Raw genomic sequence first — 16,791 nt, forward strand, 5'->3', positions numbered from 1 at the left:
AGATTTTGCGACTTCAAAGGATCACCCTAATTAATTATTATTTCCATTATGTTACGCAGTTTAACACCTCTATGATCAATAAATAGCTTAGTACGACAAATTAGCAAAACAACACGCTGAAATTAAACACCCACGTATTTACTACACATTCTTACACCAGCCTACAAAATCACCACATATTTTGTGCGTATTAAACACTATGCTTTGGTCATTAGAGTGAATATACAAACGAGTATTTATGAATAAAAGTATAATTTTGGTTTTACTACTTAGTGGCTGTGCATCACAAGGGGTTGATCGTACGAGTCAAAATCAATTAATTAAACGCTATTATGCATCTGTTGAGTCAGAGCAAAAAGTAACACTTTCCTCAGAAGTTGGAACAGGCATAGCTGCGGGAGCGGGTTTTGGCTTTGTTGACAGCTTAGATGGCAACAGCGAAGAAATGATTGGTGGCGCTATTGTAGGCGGTTTAGTTGGAGGGTTATTTACTGCATTATTTGAGGGAGGTAATACGGCTTATCAGTATAACTTATACGCTGCTGATGAAGGTGAATTTACGGTTATTCAAAAGAAAAAACTCGATAAAAACACAGAATGTGTTCTTGTAAATTCAGCTAATAAAATTACACTTACGCCGATAGATAAAAGTTATTGTATTCGTTGATTAAGCTCAAAGTGAGTATCAAACCTTTAAGCTGCTAAGCAATGTAGCTCGCTATTTATAAATTACTTTTAAATAAAAAACCTCAGTATTTACTGAGGTTTTTTAATGAATAAATAAACGCGTGGTATTATTTATTTCGTTGTGCGTCTTTTTGCGCTTTTTTTGCTTCTTTACGTTGTTGTAAAGCAGCTTGTGCTTCGTTACCAATGTGGCCTTCACCGCGTGCTTGTGCCAATTCTATTTGCTTTTGACGCTCAGCAAAACGTTCACGCTGCTCGTCGGTTACATCATCAATACAATGATGACACGACACCCCTTCCATGTATTCAGGCTTTTGCTTTTCTTCTTCTGTGATAGGCATCCGACATGCGTGACACTGATCATATGAGCCTTTTTGTAAGTCATGATTTACCGCGACACGGTTATCAAATACAAAGCACTCGCCTTCCCACATGGTTTCTTCTTTTGGTACTTCTTCTAGGTATTTTAATATGCCGCCTTCAAGGTGGTATACCTCATCAAAGCCCTGCTCTTTCATATAAGCTGTTGATTTTTCGCAACGAATACCACCTGTACAAAACATAGCTACTTTTTTATGCTTTTCTGGGTCGAGATTTTCTTTGGCCCACTGCGGAAATTCGCGGAACGTCTTCGTGTTTGGATCGACCGCGTTTTGAAACGTACCAATTTCAATTTCATAATCATTTCGGGTATCAACAAGGATAACCTCTGGATCAGAAATAAGGGCGTTCCATTCATTTGGCTTAACATAACTGCCCACTACTTTTAATGGGTCAACGCCCTCCACACCCATAGTCACGATTTCTTTTTTAAGTTTTACTTTAGTGCGGTAAAACGGGCATTCGTCATCATATGATTCTTTAGTAACAATATTGTCTAAATTAGGCTGGGTGTCTAACCACGCCAGTAAGTTATCTATGCCTTCACGTTTTGCTGAAACAGTTCCGTTAATTCCTTCTGCGGCAATTAACAAAGTACCACGCACGTCGTTTTGCTCCATTACATTAAGTAAAGGTTGGCGAAGTGCTTCAAAATCAGGTAAAGAAACAAATTTATACAGTGCGCACACAACAAAGTGATCGCTGGTTACATTATCTTTATGGATAGCAGTCATGGTTTTCCTATTTTGCCTTTAAACCCCGCAAGGGGCGTTTACCGAATCGTAAATCCGGCGCATATGGGGCGCGTATTTTACGCTTTTTTTATTTAAATGCAAAAAAATGGATGATAATGCGCTTTTTACTGTTAGCGCAGTGGCTCAGTGGGCTATAATGCGCGGATAAATTTACAAGACTTGCTCATATTGGAGAAATATACATTGCACTTTACTGATCTTGGGATTGATACTCGCCTAGAAACACAATTAGCGCACCAAGGGATCACCCAGCCTACCGATATTCAAGCCCATGCTGTGCCAACGGCACTCGCTGGACATGACATTTTCGCTCAGTCAAAAACTGGGTCAGGCAAAACTTTAGCGTTTTTATTACCTGCAGTGCAGCGAGTAATGAAACAAAAAGCACTCAGTAAACGTGATCCTCGTGTACTTATTGTTGCTCCAACTCGTGAGCTTGCAACCCAAGTGTTCACCCAACTACGATTACTTATTACCGGTACCAATATCAAGGCAGTTAAAATTCTCGGTGGTGAAAACTTTAACGACCAAATTAAAGCACTGCGCAACGACCCACATTTTGTGGTTGCTACACCAGGACGCTTAGCCGATCACTTAAAGCAACGCTCTTTACAGTTAAGTGGCTTAGAGCTACTTATATTTGATGAAGCTGACCGTATCTTGGATTTAGGTTTCACCGACCAGCTTAAGTTAATTAATGAACTGGCAGATCACCGATTACGCCAGACCCTATTGTTTTCAGCGACATTAGATCATGCTCAAGTAGATGCCCTTTCGCGTAATTTATTAAAAAAACCAAAACAAATTATGCTCAGTGCAGCCAATGAGCAACACAGTGATATTAAACAAACATTGTATTTAGCCGATCATCTTGATCATAAAGAAGCGCTACTTGAGCATTTTCTTAATAAAGATAATGTAGGGCAATGTATTATATTTACCGCAACACGTGCTGATACCAGTCGCTTAAGCGAGGCATTAAATAGTAAAGGCTTTAAGTCTGTCGCACTAGCCGGGGATTTAACTCAAAGTAAGCGCCTTGATATCATGGATGCGTTTAGCCGTGAGAACTTTAAAATATTAATTACTACTGATGTTGCATCTCGCGGTTTAGATTTACTCAGTGTGACCCATGTTATTAATTTTGATCTACCAAAACACGCTGAAGAATACGTTCACCGTATTGGTCGCACAGGCCGAGCTGGTTTTAAAGGCAACGCGCTATCATTTGTTGGTCCTAAAGATTGGGCAAGTTACTTAGCAATTAAGTCATTTTTAAATGACGAACTGTCGTTTGCGGTGGTTGATGGTTTAAAAGCGAAATTTAAAGGCATCAAAGAGAAAAAAGTGACGCCAGTTAAACCGATTAAAAAAGTAGTGGCTGACAAAAAGCCACAGCAAAAACGCAAAGCAAAACCTAAAAAGCCAGCAGCCCCAATTAAAGCACCACTCAACATTGATGGTGATACCCCGATGCGTCGTAAAAAAAAGCCTGAGCAGGAATAATTATGAGTAACCTTGGAACTACCCAAACCCTATTTGTAAAAGAAGTCAGTAATGAAGGTGCCTATTTAGATGGCCATGACTTAGGTGAAGTATTTTTACCTAAACACGAGATTAAACATGAACTTGAAGCTGGCGATAGCATCAGCGTTTTTACCTTTTTAGATAACGCAAACCTGCCAACAGCAACAACTAAAAAACCACACGCACAAGTCGGTGAATATGCCCTACTGCGCGTTAAAGAAATAAACAGCATTGGTGCTTTTTTAGATTGGGGTTTAGAAAAAGACGTACTTGCACCGTTTAATGAACAAAAACCGCGTATGCAAGAAGGTTACTCGTATTTAGTCCGTTTATATCTTGATAATGCCAGTCAACGAATTTGTGCTTCAACCAACTTTAATCGCTTTTTATCAAAAGACGAGCCGCAATATAGCCACTTACAAGAAGTTGATTTAATTGTGGCAGGTAAAACCGATATCGGCTACAAAGTACTTATTGAAGAATCTCATTTTGGTGTTGTATTTTACAACATGGTATTTAAAAACCTATTTGTTGGTCAAAAGCTCAAAGGGTTTATTCAAAAAGTACGTGAAGACGGAAAAATTGACGTCATACTTGAAAAGCCAGGTATGGGTAAAGTCAGTGAACTTGGCGAAAAAATTATGGAAAAACTAAAAGATGAAGGTGGCATATTAGCCATAGGCGATAAGTCTGAACCTGAATTAATTAAAAAAGTATTTTCGACCAGTAAAGCAAACTACAAAAAAGCCATTGGTGGGTTATTTAAACAAGGCTTAATTGATATTGAAGCTAAGTCTATTCGTTTAAAATAATTCTATAAAAAAGCCACCTAGGTATAAACTTAGGTGGCTTTTTCGTATTTAAAATTTATAACTTAATGTTTTTGTAAGGTAAGGTACAACGTGAATATTGATTTGAATATTCAATTAATTCTTTCTTAGACGTCATATTTAACGGCGCTAATCTAAAAACTTTTTTTGTACACTCATTCTGCATTTCATCGTGTACATCAACACACTCTTTGCTACTTATATTAAGTCCAGCTAAAACACCTTCATTTGTATAGCACAAATGCTGAGCATAATTTTGAGCGATTTTTTTAAACTTAAACAAATCAACGGGGTAATCAGATACCAAATCAGTAACATTCGAAACATCATCATACATTTTAGTTGAAAAAACATATTTATTAACAGCAAAGCCACTAATGATAATTACCACTACAAACATTATTAAACGCAAAGTTAGTTCCTCACTGCATAGCCGTAATTAAATGTAGCACAAACAAAAAGAGTTGTAATAAACTCCTTATAATTATGCAAACTTTAAGTTTAAGCTATTGATTTATTTACATCACTCAATACTTGCACCGGGTTTTGTGCCTGAGTAATAGGACGCCCTATTACTAGGTAGTCACTGCCAGCTTCAATGGCTTCTTTAGGTGTCATAATACGTTTTTGATCGCCCGCATCACTACCAGCAGGACGAATACCTGGGGTGACTAATTTAAACTCGTCTCCCAATGCTGCTTTTAAACTTTGTGCTTCTTGTGCTGAACACACTACACCATCAAGCCCTGCTTGCTTTGTTAATTTTGCTAAATGCATCACTTGCTCTTGTGGTGATTTACTGATGCCTAAACGTTTAAGCTCTGCTTCATCCATGCTGGTTAAAACGGTCACTGCAATCAATAATGGGGCTTTATCGCCAAACTGCTCAAGTGCCTGCTTAGCTTTATGCATCATTTCAAAACCACCACTTGCATGAACATTAACCATCCACACGCCCATTTTAGCTGCAGCAGTTACTGCTTTAGCAACAGTATTTGGAATATCGTGGAACTTTAAATCTAAGAATACATCAAAACCTAAATCAACCAGCTCTTTAACAAATGCAGGGCCAAAATAAGTGAACATTTCTTTACCCACTTTTAATCGACAGGTATCCGGTGATAACTGTTTAACAAAAGCTAAAGCAGTTTGCTGATCATCATAATCAAGAGCGATAAGAATTTTTTTTGATTGTTCGAAAGACATAACTATCCTACTAGTGAGCGAAAAGTATAAAGATTAAAATCCGTCTAAGCCTCTGCTAGGCACAATGGTTTCCCAATGTTTACACGAAGGGCAATTCCAATAAATGGTGTAACTTGTAAAGCCACAATGCTGACATTGAAAGTCAGGCTTAGTAGCAATATATGAGGTAACAAGTTTATCTATTTGATTAAGCACATCTTTTGTATTTTTATTTTCGGCGCTCATTAACTGCAATAAAAAACTAAAACCACGGATGGTGGGCTGACGTTTTAAACTATCAGTCAAAAACTCAAAGGCTTGTTCTGTGTGGCCTTGCTCAAGCAACGCTTGGCAGTGCTGTATTTTTATCATTACTCCACCTTTTTCTAATAACTCAGCAACGAGTTCATGAAACTGATGGGTTAATTTTAGTTGCTTATAACTATGCGCTAACTTATCAATAAATAATGGCGCAAAAAAGGTAAATTGGCAGATAAGTTCTCGCCAATAATAAATTGCTTTAACGTAATCCTCTTTTGTATAAGCAGACAAACCGAGTTCATATAGAGGTCTGATTGTTTTAAAGTTTAAGCTAATAGCTTTGCGCATAAGTTGAGGGTTATTACTGGCAATAGCATGTTCACAGTAAAAGTTTGCGATGGCTTTGAAGTGTTGCTCTTTTGAAAAAAGCTCAGTATGCGCTTCAAACATATTAATGCCATTTTCCCATTCACGGGTCTGTGAATATAAGGAGATAATTGGCTCAAGAGCATCTTCATGGTTATTTTTTACCAGCCATATTAAATGTTCTTCTGCGCTATCGAGTAAACCTGCCATGATATAGTCTTCGGCTAATTCTAACCGGCTATTGGCAGCTTGTTTCTCGTTAAGGCTTGGGTGTTTTAATAGCAATTCATGAATTTTTATTGCGCGGTCGAGCTCACCACGGCGGCGAAACATAGTGGCTAAGGTAGAATAGTGTTCTACAGAGTCAGCAGCTACTTCGAGCAAATTAATTAAATGCTCAAGCCCCTGATCTTCTTCTCTGTCTAGTAAAAATTTTAAGCCTTTACTGTATTCAGAAGTAATTTGACGATTAAATTGATGAGCCTGATTTTTCGCACTGTTTTTCCCCATGATCCAGCCATAACCGGCGGCAACAGGAAGCAGTAAAAACAACAGCTCAATCATAATTAGGTATCTTTGTTGGCAATACGCTTTTTATTATCTTTTTCAGGCGTTAATTGCTTTTTTAAACGGTAATTTTGCCACTTTAATTGCGTAAACAATTTAAAGCTCACAAAGCAACCCACTACAACACCTAACAAAAAGCAGATACTTATTATAACGGCTAAAGGTAATGTATTACTGGCTATTATGTAGTTAATTTTTGTTAATTGTGGATTTTGCGAACCCAATACAAATGCACCAATTAAAAATAGTGCTGCCAGAATAATTTTTAATACCTTAAACAAGTAACTACTCCAATAAGTTTACTAAGCAATGCTCTCGTTTACACGGTCACGTAGTTCTTTGCCTGGCTTAAAATGAGGTACATGCTTACCATCTAACTCTACAGTTTCACCTGTTTTAGGATTGCGACCTGTACGAGGCGCACGGTAATGCAAAGAGAAACTTCCAAAACCTCGGATCTCAATACGATCTGAAGAAGATAATGAGCCGGCCATTTGTTCAAGAATTTCTTTAACAGCGTTCTCAACATCTTTCACAGGAATATGTGAATGTTGTTCAGCAAGTGTTTCTATCAGTTCTGACTTAGTCATAGCGTTTCCTTAAAAAGAAATAGTGGAAGGGCATAAACTGCCCTTCCAATTAAAAGACTATAATTAATTAGTCTTTTTGTGCATTTGCGAAAGCAGCTGCCATTGCGTTTTCGAACACTGGCTCTTCTTTCTTAAGCTTCTCTAGTACTTCTTTCTCTTCTGCTTCGAAAAGAGCTTTAACAGATAAGCTTAAAGTGCGGTTCTTACGATCAACACCAACGTATTTAACTTCGATTTCGTCGCCTACAGAAACAACAGTAGTTGCATCTTCAACGCGCTCTTGAGCGATATCAGCTACACGGATGTAACCTTCAACGCCTTCGATAAGTTCAACAGTTGCGCCTTTCGCATCAACTTCAGTCACTTTACCTTTAACAATAGCACCTTTTTTGTTTGCATCAAGGTAGTTATTGAATGGGTCAGCTTCGATTTGCTTAACACCTAGAGAGATGCGTTCACGCTCTGGGTCAACTTGCAATACGATAGCAGTGATTTCGTCGCCTTTCTTGAATTCACGTACAGCTTCTTCGCCAGGTGTATTCCAAGAAATGTCTGAAAGGTGTACAAGACCATCAATACCACCGTCAAGACCGATAAAGATACCGAAGTCAGTGATTGATTTGATCTTACCAGTAACTTGGTCGCCTTTGTTTTGTAGACGAGCAAATTCCTGCCAAGGATTAGCAATACATTGCTTAAGACCAAGAGAAATACGACGACGTTCTTCGTCGATTTCAAGAACCATAACTTCAACAGTGTCACCAAGTGAAACAACTTTTGAAGGGTGGATGTTCTTGTTAGTCCAATCCATTTCAGAAACGTGTACTAGACCTTCAACGCCTTCTTCGATTTCTACGAAGCAACCGTAATCAGTAAGGTTAGTTACACGACCAGAAAGTTTAGAACCTTCTGGGTAACGACCAGCGATAGCTGCCCATGGATCTTCGCCAAGCTGTTTAAGACCTAGAGATACACGAGTTTTATCTTTGTCGAATTTAAGAACTTTAACTGCGATTTCGTCGCCAACATTAACGATTTCTGAAGGGTGCTTAACACGCTTCCACGCCATGTCAGTAATGTGTAGTAGACCATCAACACCACCAAGGTCAACGAATGCACCGTAGTCAGTAAGGTTCTTAACGATACCTTTAACTTCTTGACCTTCAACAAGGTTAGCAAGAAGCTCTTCACGTTCTTGTGAGTTTTCTGATTCGATAACTGCACGACGTGAAACAACAACGTTGTTACGTTTTTGATCAAGCTTGATTACTTTAAATTCAAGCTCTTTGCCTTCAAGGTGAGTTGTGTCACGTACTGGACGAACATCAACAAGTGAACCAGGTAGGAAAGCACGGATTGAATCAACTTCAACAGTGAAACCGCCTTTAACTTTACCGTTGATAACACCAGTAACAGTCTCTTGCTCTTCACATGCTTTCTCAAGACGGATCCACGCTTCGTGACGCTTCGCTTTCTCACGAGAAAGGATAGTTTCACCGAAACCGTCTTCGATTGCATCTAGTGCAACATCTACTTCGTCGCCAACAGCAACTTCTAGTTCACCAGCAGCATTTTTGAACTGCTCTGCAGGGATAGCACTTTCTGATTTAAGACCAGCATCTACAAGTACAATGTTGTTCTCGATTGAGATTACTGTACCTTTAACGATAGAGCCTTGCTCTGCTTCAAAACCCTTTAAGCTTTCTTCAAATAACTGCGCAAAATTTTCTGACATACGAATATACGTCTCATATATTAATACCAATAAGCAACCATGCTGCATGGGGTTGTTAAAATAGCACTGGCGTCCTGCTGGTGCATAAAATGTATTTAGCTTCGTTTAGGAAGCTTACCTTCAGAGATGCTTGAATCTAATAAAGTTATAACTTTATCAAAGACTTGCTGTGCGTTGAGTTCGCTAGTATCAAGCTCAATCGCATCCTCTGCAGGTACAAGCGGCGCAACGGCGCGATTCATATCGCGATCATCACGTGCTTGAATGTCTTGTAATAGACCACTTAGTGTAACATCAAGCCCGCGCTCATTCAACTCAACAAAACGTCTGCGAGCACGTTCTTCTGCGCTTGCGGTTAGAAATATCTTTAATGGCGCATCAGGAAACACAACAGTGCCCATATCGCGACCATCAGCAATTAAGCCATTTTCAGTTCTAAACGCACGCTGGCGACGAAGTAACGCTTCACGAACTCGCGGCAATGCCGCCACTTTAGACGCTGCAGCTCCCACTTCTTCATTTCGAATAGTGGTTGTTACGTCTTCGCCTTCTAAAATAATCTTTCCTGCATTAGTGTCACTGTCTATCAAAAACTGCACATCAAGATTTGCAGCTAATGGAACCAGTGCTTCTTCGTTATCTAACGCAATTTGGTGATGAAGTGCTGCAAGTGAAAGTACGCGATAAATTGCACCGCTATCTAACACATCCCAGCCTAATTTTTCAGCCAATAAGCGACAAACAGTTCCTTTACCAGAACCACTTGGGCCATCTACGGTGATTACGGGCATTAATAACGCCGGCATTTAAAACCTCCTTCAATGCACACCAAAATAAACCGCCACATTATACGTCAATTATTAAAGATTATCCGCTTTTAGTATGTAACTTTTTATAAATACTTATAAATAGCCTATTTACTGACAGATGCTAACACGTTGAAAAATGTTGGGAATGTCTTGTAAGTACAGGCTGGATCGTTAATCGTTATGGGCTTACCCCCTACTGCCACCATTGCAAAGCACATGGCAATACGATGGTCATCATAGGTATCTACAGCCACATTATTAAACTGTTTTGGCGGTGTGATCTCAATAAAGTCATGCCCTTCTACTACTTCAGCCCCTACTTTTTTAAGCTCAGTGGCCATAGCGTGTAAACGGTCAGTTTCTTTTACTCGCCAGTTATAAATGTTGCGAATTGCCGTTGGCCCTTTTGCAAACAAGGCAACTGTAGCTAGGGTCATTGCAGCATCAGGTATTGCATTAGCATCAATATCAATACCGTTAAGCTCACCTTTACGAACAACTAAACGTTCGTCATACCAATCAATTTTGGCACCGACCTGCTCCATCACTTTAGCAAAGCCAATATCACCTTGAACTGATTTAGCGCCGACGCCTTTAATTTCTATTTCGCCGCCGGCAATTGCTGCAGCAGCAATAAAGTAAGAAGCAGATGAAGCATCCCCTTCGACCATAATTCGCTCAACGGCTTGATACTGTTGTGCACCTTTAACGAAGAACGTGGTGTAATTATCATGCTCAACGGTAACACCAAAACGCGCCATTACATCAAGAGTAATATCAATGTAAGGCTTAGACACTAACGTGCCTTTAATTTTAATGTGTGTATCGCCTTTAAATAATGGCGCAGCCATGAGCAGCGCCGTTAAAAATTGACTTGAAATACTACCGTCAATTTCGACTTCACCACCGGAAATTTTCCCGCCGACAATTTTAAGTGGCGGATAATCTTTATTTTTTAAATAACTAACATTACCACCTAAGGCTTGCAGTGCATCAACCAAGTGGCCAATTGGTCGCTCTTCCATACGTGGCTCACCAATTAACTCATACTCCCCAGCAATCGATGCAAGCACGGCCGTTAAAGGACGGTATGCTGTACCTGCATTACCTAAAAACAGTGGTTCAGTTGGCGTTTTAAATACGCCACCTACACCTTCTACGGTCGCGATGGTTCGCTCATCATTAAGTGTCACATTCACACCGAGCTGCGCTAAGGCGCCCAACATATGACGAATATCATCACTGTCTAATAAGTTTTCTACAACCGTAGTGCCGTTTGATAGTGCAGCCAATAATAGAATGCGATTTGACAAGCTTTTCGAACCCGGCAGAGTAACACTGCCATTAACCTGTGAAATAGGCGCTAAAGAAAGTTGCTCCATTAGCTGTTCTCCTTTGCGAAAGCCGCCATAAAATCAACTAATGCTTTAACCCCTTCCAGTGGCATTGCGTTATAAATACTCGCGCGCATACCGCCAACAATACGGTGCCCTTCAAGCGCTAATAAGCCCGCTTCTTTTGACTCTTTAACAAACTTATCATTTAGGCTTTCATCAACTAACCAAAAAGGCACATTCATACGTGAACGACAATGCTTCGCTACTTTATTGGTGTAAAAATCAGACTCATCGATAAAGTCATAAAGCAGCTGAGCTTTGGCAGTATTATGTGTTTCCATGGCTTTTACACCGCCATTTTGTTCAAGCCATTCAAATACTTCAGCTGCTAAATACCATGCAAATGTAGGTGGAGTGTTAAACATACTGCCTTGTTTTGCTTCAAGGGCGTAATCCAAAACACCTGGCTTAGCTAGCCCTTCACGCTCAAGTAGCGTTTTACGAACAATTACGATAGCAATACCCGATGGGCCGATATTCTTTTGAGCACCTGCGTAGATTAAATCAAATTGATTAACGTCAATTTCGCGCGATAGAATAGTCGACGACATATCGGCGACAATCGGTGCTGTTGGGTGACTGGGTACATCAAAAATCTCTAGACCATCTACAGTTTCATTTGGGCAGTAATGAATATATGCAGCATCGGCTGGTAAAACCCAATCGGCTACCTGCTTAATAGAAAATAAACCGTTATCATCATTACGTACGTCAATTGTGTGAGTTTGAGTAAACTTATCGGCTTCGCTGGTTGCACTTTTTGACCACACGCCGTTTTCACAATACACCGCTTTTTTTCCGTCAACGTGGAGGTTTAAAGGTACAGCACTAAATTGACCTCGACCACCGCCGTGCATAAACAGCACTTCAAACTCATCACTAATATTCATTAAGCGACGTAGACTAGCTTCACACTTAGCCGTTAATGCTAAAAATTCTTTACTGCGATGGCTCATTTCCATTACTGAAACGCCAAGCCCTTGCCAGTCTAAAAACTCTTTTTGTGCTTTTTGCATTACAGCCGGTGGTAACATTGCAGGACCCGCACAAAAATTATAAATACTCATTACCTTTTCCTCATTCCAGTAATTTACTGTTTAACTTAAACTAATACCAATCCGCAATAATACTTAATCATTTTACGGGGCTAAACGTGTCGCTACCTGCGTTAAAAAATTCTCATTTAGAACAACTAAATAGCAATTTTTTTGCCTAGCTATCAACACGTTTTTCCAGCCTCAAAATAGACCACTTAATTAAGTGAATTGGTATTAAACTAATTCAAGTGTCTTTAGTTTTTTTCAACCATATAAAAAAAGCGGCCAAGGCCGCTTTTTTCAATCTCAATTATTCTGAAGGAGGATTATCATCCGCTACTTCATCTATAACCGTATCTACTGTTTCAACGTCTTCGATGTCAATCAAGTCACTTTCAGTCACTTCAATCTCTTCTATACGTTGTAAACCAACTACTTGCTCTTCGTCAATAGTTCTGATCAAAATAACACCTTGGGTGTTACGTCCAACCGTAGAAACTTCATTAACGCGAGTACGTACTAAGGTACCACGATTCGAAATAATCATTATTTCGTCGTTGTCATCAACTTGTACAGCACCAACAACGGCACCATTACGCTCACTCACCTTAATTGATACAACACCTTGTGTTGCACGACTCTTAGATGGGTAGTCTTCAAGTTGAGTACGCTTACCGTAACCATTTTCTGTCACTGTTAATATTGCACCGTCATTCTTTGGTACAATCAGTGATACAACACGTTGATCGTCTGGCATCTTAATACCACGAACACCCGTTGCAGTACGACCCATAGGACGTACACCTTTGAAGCGAATCTCAGGCTTACCTTCTTCATCAAGAACAGGGTTACCATTTTCATCAACTACCGTGGTTTCTTCAGCTTCTTTAAAGCGTACAACTTTACCCGCATCAGTGAACAACATAATTTCGTTGCTACCATCGGTAATATCAACACCAATTAAGCTATCACCTTCGTTTAAGTTAACGGCAATAATACCGCTTGCACGTTGACGGCTGTAGGCCGTTAATGGTGTTTTCTTAACCGTACCAAATGCTGTAGCCATAAAGATGTATTTATCATCTTCATAATCACGTACAGGCAAAATAGCAGTAATACGTTCATCTGCTTCAAGTGGTAATAAGTTAACAATTGGCTTACCGCGCGCTGCGCGACTTGCAAGTGGTAACTGGTACACTTTAAGCCAGTATAATCGACCCGCAGTAGAGAAACATAAAATAGTATCGTGGGTATTGGCAACAAGTAGACGTTCAATGAAATCTTCATCTTTCATCTTAGTTGCTGACTTGCCTTTACCACCACGACGCTGCGCTTCGTAATCACTTAACGCTTGATACTTAACGTATCCTTCGTGTGACAAGGTCACAACCACGTTCTCTTCGTTAATTAAGTCTTCAAGGCTAATATCGTGTGCAGCGGCATTAATTTCAGTGCGGCGCTCATCACCATATTGCTCTTTAATTTCAACTAACTCATCACGAATAACTTCCATTAAACGTTCCGGACTTGCCAAAATGAATAATAGTTCAGCAATTAGGTCTAGTAACGATTGGTATTCAGTAAGAATTTTTTCGTGCTCTAGGCCCGTTAGTTTGTGTAGACGTAGGTCTAAAATTGCTTGAGCTTGTTGCTCAGAAATATAGTACTGACCATCACGAATACCCAGCTCGCTTGCTAACCAATCTGGGCGGGCAACATTGTCTTCACCGGCTTTATCAAGCATGGCTTTAACATTACCTAATTCCCAAGGACGCGCTGTTAGTGCAACTTTTGCTTCAGCAGGTGTTGGTGACTTACGAATAAGTTCGATAATTGGGTCAATGTTTGCCAGTGCAATCGCTAAACCTTCTAGCGTATGCGCACGGTCACGGGCTTTGCGTAAATCAAATACCGTACGACGAGTAACAACTTCACGGCGGTGAATAATAAACTCTTCAAGCATTTCTTTTAAGTTGAAACACTTAGGCTGGTTATTAATTAACGCAACCATATTCATACCAAACACAGTTTGTAACTGAGTTTGTGAATAAAGGTTGTTCAAAATAACTTCACCTACGTCACCACGTTTGATCTCAATAACGATACGCATACCGTCTTTATCTGATTCATCACGTAATGCGCTGATCCCTTCAATTTTTTTATCTTTAACTAGCTCAGCGATTTTTTCAATCAGACGGGCTTTGTTAACTTGGTAAGGGATTTCATGAACAATAATCGTTTCACGGCCAGTTTTCTCATCAGTTTCGATGTCAGCACGTGCACGCATGTACACTTTACCACGACCGGTTTGATAGGCTTGTTCAATGCCTTTTTTACCGTTAATAATCGCCGCAGTTGGGAAATCAGGCCCTGGGATGTAATCCATTAACTCAGTAATAGTTAATTCAGGGTTTTGAATAAGCGCTAAACAGCCATTCACTACTTCTGTTAAGTTGTGTGGCGGGATATTTGTCGCCATACCAACAGCAATACCTGACGAACCATTAACTAACAGGTTAGGTATTTTAGTCGGTAACACATCAGGAATTTGTTCTGTGCCGTCGTAGTTAGGCACAAAATCAACCGTTTCTTTTTCAAGATCGGCTAATAATTCGTGCGACATTTTTGCCATACGTACTTCTGTATAACGCATTGCCGCTGCTGAATCACCATCAACCGAACCAAAGTTACCCTGACCATCAACTAACATATAGCGTAGTGAGAATGGCTGAGCCATACGTACGATGGTGTCATAAACTGCACTGTCGCCGTGTGGGTGGTATTTACCGATTACGTCACCGACCACACGGGCCGATTTTTTGTAAGGCTTGTTCCAGTCATTACTAAGCTCGTTCATTGCAAACAAGACGCGGCGGTGAACAGGTTTTAAACCGTCACGTACGTCTGGTAATGCACGTCCTACAATTACACTCATGGCGTAATCTAAGTAGGAGTTTTTTAACTCGTCTTCAATATTGACTGGCAGAATTTCATTGGCGAGATCAGTCATTTGATATCACATTCCTTCAGTATCAGCTCTTAACAACCCATTATTAGGTATTAAGAGTGTTTGTTATTATTTCTAAGCAACCATGCTATCACAATTAATTTTAATTTACAGGCGCAAAACTTTGCGATTTATCAATTTAGCCCTATATAATGGCCTCAGATTGACGAGGAAGTATTTTATGACCGAACATCAAAATGTAGATAACGCAGAAATAGCAAAGTTTGAAGCCATCGCAGAGCGTTGGTGGGATTTAGAAGGCGAATTTAAGCCGCTTCACGAAATTAATCCATTACGATTAGATTTCATCGCAGACAAAACTAAAGGATTATTTGACAAAGAAACCCTCGATGTAGGATGTGGCGGCGGTATTTTAAGTCACAGCATGGCACGAATGGGCGCAAACGTAACAGGTATCGATATGGGGCAAGAGCCTTTAACTGTCGCCAAGTTACACAGTTTAGAAACCAGCGTACCCGTTAAATATATAAAAGTACCTGCAGAACAATTTGCTGATGAGCACCCTGAGCGCTTTGATGTGATCACTTGTATGGAAATGTTAGAACATGTCCCCGACCCTTCTTCTATTATCCATGCAGTCGCTAAATTAGCAAAACCTGGGGCCGATGTATTCTTCTCTACCCTTAATAAAACCCCTAAAGCTTATTTATACGCTATTGTCGGTGCAGAAAAACTGTTAAAAATGGTTCCTGAAGGTACCCATGACCATAAAAAGTTTATTAAACCTGCGCAATTAATCGCATGGGCAGAACAAGCAGGCTTAAAAGTACGTGCCAGTGCAGGCTTAAGTTACAACCCACTCTCAAAGCAATATACGGTTAATGATGATGTTAGCGTAAATTATATGCTGCACTTTGAGAAGTTAGCGTAATGGCAAGCTCGCAAACACCTACTAGCCCGATTGAATATCAAGCATTGCTGTTTGACTTAGATGGCACTTTACTCGATACCGCTGATGATTTAGGCGCCGCGCTAAATAGTGTGCTGCACAATCATCAACAGCCCCAAGTTAGTAGTGATATATATCGACCCGCAGCTTCAAATGGCGCAGCAGCATTACTTGCTGCTGGTTTTAAAGAGGGCTGGGCGCAACAACCGCAAGAGCAACTTTTAGCAGAGCTAGTTGCACACTACGCTGCCAATATTGCCACCCATACCCAATGCTTTGTAGGTATAGAACAGTTACTTATTGCCCTTGATAATAAAGGGATCCCGTGGGGCATTATGACAAATAAGCCTGGCTTTTTAACCGATCCTTTAGTCAAGGCGATTCCTGCATTAAAAAATGCGCAAATTGTGATAAGTGGTGATACCTTAGCTGAATATAAGCCCTCAGCCCTTCCTTTATTACATTGTGCTGAGCAAATGAGTGTTGATCCTTCGCGCTGCCTATATATAGGTGATGCGCAGCGAGATATACAAGCAGGTAAAGCAGCGAATATGCACACCGCTACCGCACTGTGGGGATATGTACCGAGTGTGGACGAGGCATTGGCTTGGAATGCAGATTTCAATTGGCATAGCCCTATAGATGCTTTCAACCACATATAGTGCCATACCAATTAATAAACACTACATATTGTGATTGTGTTAGTTTTTACGCAAAGCTTGATGATAAAAAAAGCAGACAAAATTT

At 40.1% G+C, this 16,791-nt stretch carries 16 protein-coding genes; 5 read left to right on the forward strand and 11 right to left on the reverse strand.

The window, feature by feature from the left end; all coding sequences use genetic code 11:
• The first annotated feature begins 238 nt into the window (after positions 1–238).
• On the forward strand, positions 239–667 hold the full coding sequence (locus tag MTF66_RS11250; RefSeq protein ID WP_010389934.1) for a hypothetical protein: 429 nt from the start codon (positions 239–241) through the stop codon (positions 665–667).
• 127 nt (positions 668–794) lie between these two features.
• Here the strand turns inward: MTF66_RS11250 and MTF66_RS11255 are convergent, their stop codons facing one another.
• A complete protein-coding gene (locus tag MTF66_RS11255; RefSeq protein ID WP_010389933.1) occupies positions 795–1,802 on the reverse strand; it encodes a rhodanese-related sulfurtransferase in 1,008 nt (335 codons plus the stop codon).
• Between the two features lie 204 nt (positions 1,803–2,006).
• Between MTF66_RS11255 and MTF66_RS11260 the strand changes: the two genes are divergently transcribed.
• Positions 2,007–3,329 carry a DEAD/DEAH box helicase gene (locus tag MTF66_RS11260; RefSeq protein WP_248527271.1) on the forward strand — a complete coding sequence of 441 codons (1,323 nt, stop codon included), beginning with the start codon at positions 2,007–2,009 and terminating at the stop codon, positions 3,327–3,329.
• 2 nt (positions 3,330–3,331) lie between these two features.
• Complete coding sequence (locus tag MTF66_RS11265) at positions 3,332–4,162, forward strand: S1 RNA-binding domain-containing protein (protein WP_054200878.1); 831 nt, start codon at positions 3,332–3,334, stop codon at positions 4,160–4,162.
• A gap of 55 nt (positions 4,163–4,217) precedes the next feature.
• Here MTF66_RS11265 and MTF66_RS11270 read toward each other — a convergent pair whose 3' ends face one another.
• The 10 genes from MTF66_RS11270 to gyrA all read right to left on the reverse strand — a co-directional run bounded on the left by MTF66_RS11270 (position 4,218) and on the right by gyrA (position 15,137).
• Positions 4,218–4,592 carry a hypothetical protein gene (locus MTF66_RS11270; protein WP_010389930.1) on the reverse strand — a complete coding sequence of 125 codons (375 nt, stop codon included), beginning with the start codon at positions 4,590–4,592 and terminating at the stop codon, positions 4,218–4,220.
• Between the two features lie 89 nt (positions 4,593–4,681).
• Positions 4,682–5,386, reverse strand: coding sequence for an orotidine-5'-phosphate decarboxylase (pyrF, locus tag MTF66_RS11275; RefSeq protein ID WP_054200877.1), 705 nt, complete (start codon positions 5,384–5,386; stop codon positions 4,682–4,684).
• Positions 5,387–5,419: 33 nt separating this feature from the next.
• Positions 5,420–6,556: a lipopolysaccharide assembly protein LapB gene (gene lapB / locus MTF66_RS11280; protein ID WP_010389928.1), complete on the reverse strand. Its 1,137-nt coding sequence runs from the start codon at positions 6,554–6,556 to the stop codon at positions 5,420–5,422.
• 2 nt (positions 6,557–6,558) lie between these two features.
• Positions 6,559–6,840 (reverse strand): lipopolysaccharide assembly protein LapA domain-containing protein, encoded by a 282-nt coding sequence (locus tag MTF66_RS11285; RefSeq protein WP_138621148.1) that lies wholly within the window; start codon positions 6,838–6,840, stop codon positions 6,559–6,561.
• A 21-nt stretch (positions 6,841–6,861) separates the two neighbouring features.
• Positions 6,862–7,149, reverse strand: coding sequence for an integration host factor subunit beta (gene ihfB / locus MTF66_RS11290; protein ID WP_008114744.1), 288 nt, complete (start codon positions 7,147–7,149; stop codon positions 6,862–6,864).
• Between the two features lie 67 nt (positions 7,150–7,216).
• Positions 7,217–8,884, reverse strand: coding sequence for a 30S ribosomal protein S1 (gene rpsA / locus MTF66_RS11295; RefSeq protein ID WP_002961176.1), 1,668 nt, complete (start codon positions 8,882–8,884; stop codon positions 7,217–7,219).
• 95 nt (positions 8,885–8,979) lie between these two features.
• Positions 8,980–9,690 (reverse strand): (d)CMP kinase, encoded by a 711-nt coding sequence (gene cmk, locus MTF66_RS11300; protein WP_010389925.1) that lies wholly within the window; start codon positions 9,688–9,690, stop codon positions 8,980–8,982.
• A gap of 107 nt (positions 9,691–9,797) precedes the next feature.
• Positions 9,798–11,075, reverse strand: a complete 1,278-nt coding sequence (gene aroA, locus MTF66_RS11305; RefSeq protein ID WP_138621146.1) for a 3-phosphoshikimate 1-carboxyvinyltransferase — start codon at positions 11,073–11,075, stop codon at positions 9,798–9,800.
• On the reverse strand, positions 11,075–12,157 hold the full coding sequence (gene serC, locus MTF66_RS11310) for a 3-phosphoserine/phosphohydroxythreonine transaminase (RefSeq protein WP_138621144.1): 1,083 nt from the start codon (positions 12,155–12,157) through the stop codon (positions 11,075–11,077). The genes aroA and serC overlap by 1 nt, the downstream gene beginning before the upstream one ends.
• A gap of 280 nt (positions 12,158–12,437) precedes the next feature.
• Positions 12,438–15,137 carry a DNA topoisomerase (ATP-hydrolyzing) subunit A gene (gene gyrA, locus MTF66_RS11315; protein WP_055013303.1) on the reverse strand — a complete coding sequence of 900 codons (2,700 nt, stop codon included), beginning with the start codon at positions 15,135–15,137 and terminating at the stop codon, positions 12,438–12,440.
• A 178-nt stretch (positions 15,138–15,315) separates the two neighbouring features.
• On the opposite strand from gyrA, the gene ubiG reads away from it, so the two are divergent.
• Together ubiG and MTF66_RS11325 are read left to right on the forward strand one after the other, a co-directional pair.
• A complete protein-coding gene (ubiG, locus tag MTF66_RS11320; protein WP_138621142.1) occupies positions 15,316–16,026 on the forward strand; it encodes a bifunctional 2-polyprenyl-6-hydroxyphenol methylase/3-demethylubiquinol 3-O-methyltransferase UbiG in 711 nt (236 codons plus the stop codon).
• Positions 16,026–16,706: an HAD family hydrolase gene (locus MTF66_RS11325; RefSeq protein ID WP_138621140.1), complete on the forward strand. Its 681-nt coding sequence runs from the start codon at positions 16,026–16,028 to the stop codon at positions 16,704–16,706. The genes ubiG and MTF66_RS11325 overlap by 1 nt, the downstream gene beginning before the upstream one ends.
• The last annotated feature ends 85 nt before the right edge of the window (positions 16,707–16,791 follow it).

The organism is Pseudoalteromonas sp. 2CM39R (assembly GCF_023161845.1).

Bases quoted from the DNA above. Each gene is read 5' to 3' on its own strand.
- ubiG (WP_138621142.1), top strand. From the start codon at position 15,316: ATGACCGAACATCAAAATGTAGATAACGCAGAAATAGCAAAGTTTGAA.
- MTF66_RS11325 (WP_138621140.1), top strand. From the start codon at position 16,026: ATGGCAAGCTCGCAAACACCTACTAGCCCGATTGAATATCAAGCATTG.
- MTF66_RS11265 (WP_054200878.1), top strand. From the start codon at position 3,332: ATGAGTAACCTTGGAACTACCCAAACCCTATTTGTAAAAGAAGTCAGT.
- MTF66_RS11255 (WP_010389933.1), bottom strand. From the start codon at position 1,802: ATGACTGCTATCCATAAAGATAATGTAACCAGCGATCACTTTGTTGTG.
- gyrA (WP_055013303.1), bottom strand. From the start codon at position 15,137: ATGACTGATCTCGCCAATGAAATTCTGCCAGTCAATATTGAAGACGAG.
- serC (WP_138621144.1), bottom strand. From the start codon at position 12,157: ATGAGTATTTATAATTTTTGTGCGGGTCCTGCAATGTTACCACCGGCT.
- cmk (WP_010389925.1), bottom strand. From the start codon at position 9,690: ATGCCGGCGTTATTAATGCCCGTAATCACCGTAGATGGCCCAAGTGGT.
- ihfB (WP_008114744.1), bottom strand. From the start codon at position 7,149: ATGACTAAGTCAGAACTGATAGAAACACTTGCTGAACAACATTCACAT.
- rpsA (WP_002961176.1), bottom strand. From the start codon at position 8,884: ATGTCAGAAAATTTTGCGCAGTTATTTGAAGAAAGCTTAAAGGGTTTT.
- MTF66_RS11250 (WP_010389934.1), top strand. From the start codon at position 239: ATGAATAAAAGTATAATTTTGGTTTTACTACTTAGTGGCTGTGCATCA.
- aroA (WP_138621146.1), bottom strand. From the start codon at position 11,075: ATGGAGCAACTTTCTTTAGCGCCTATTTCACAGGTTAATGGCAGTGTT.
- lapB (WP_010389928.1), bottom strand. From the start codon at position 6,556: ATGATTGAGCTGTTGTTTTTACTGCTTCCTGTTGCCGCCGGTTATGGC.
- pyrF (WP_054200877.1), bottom strand. From the start codon at position 5,386: ATGTCTTTCGAACAATCAAAAAAAATTCTTATCGCTCTTGATTATGAT.